At 49.6% G+C, this 716-nt stretch carries 5 tRNA genes; all 5 read left to right on the top strand.

The features are described from left to right. Positions 1–75 precede the first annotated feature (75 nt). The 5 genes from R2B77_RS17940 to R2B77_RS17920 all read left to right on the top strand — a co-directional run bounded on the left by R2B77_RS17940 (position 76) and on the right by R2B77_RS17920 (position 528). Positions 76–152: transfer RNA gene (locus tag R2B77_RS17940), tRNA-Pro, on the top strand. A 10-nt stretch (positions 153–162) separates the two neighbouring features. Then, a tRNA-Ala gene (locus R2B77_RS17935) sits at positions 163–238 on the top strand. A 22-nt stretch (positions 239–260) separates the two neighbouring features. Then, positions 261–334: transfer RNA gene (locus tag R2B77_RS17930), tRNA-Met, on the top strand. Between the two features lie 7 nt (positions 335–341). Then, positions 342–418, top strand: a tRNA-Ile gene (locus R2B77_RS17925). 17 nt (positions 419–435) lie between these two features. After that, positions 436–528: transfer RNA gene (locus R2B77_RS17920), tRNA-Ser, on the top strand. Positions 529–716 lie beyond the last annotated feature (188 nt).

Genomic DNA, 716 nt, shown 5'->3' with positions numbered 1-716 from the left:
ATAGAGCACCTGACTACGGATCAGGAGGTTGTGGATTCGACTTCTGCCGGGCGCGCCATTTTATCTTATATTTTACGGGAAGTAGCTCAGCTTGGTAGAGCACTTGGTTTGGGACCAAGGGGTCGCAGGTTCGAATCCTGTCTTCCCGACCACTAAGATTTTGGGGCCTTAGCTCAGCTGGGAGAGCGCCTGCCTTGCACGCAGGAGGTCAGCGGTTCGATCCCGCTAGGCTCCACCAAAACAACTTATATAAAGATCCTGGCGGCGTAGCTCAGCTGGCTAGAGCGTACGGTTCATACCCGTAAGGTCGGGGGTTCGATCCCCTCTGCCGCCATCTTAAAGGACCTTTAGCTCAGTTGGTTAGAGCAGACGGCTCATAACCGTCCGGTCGCAGGTTCGAGTCCTGCAAGGTCCACCAGTACTATATTTTTACATGGAGGTATACCCAAGTTCGGCTGAAGGGAACGGTCTTGAAAACCGTCAGGCGGGTTAAACCGCGCGGGGGTTCGAATCCCTCTACCTCCTCCATTTTTTCTTGAAATGTTAAACTGTACTGAAAAAGAATATTATTGTCGCGGGGTGGAGCAAGTCGCATAACGAAGAATGCGGTTTGTGTAATTTCCTAAAAGGAAATTACAACGAAGTCCTAGACGAGAAATGAATTGCGTAATACATTTTTATAGTTATGAATAATATTGTCGCGGGGTGGAGCAGTG

This window comes from Sporosarcina beigongshangi (assembly GCF_033485195.1).
Classification (GTDB): domain Bacteria; phylum Bacillota; class Bacilli; order Bacillales_A; family Planococcaceae; genus Sporosarcina; species Sporosarcina beigongshangi.
Note: the sequence above shows the minus strand (reverse complement) of the source record. Positions and strands in the feature narration are given on the sequence as shown.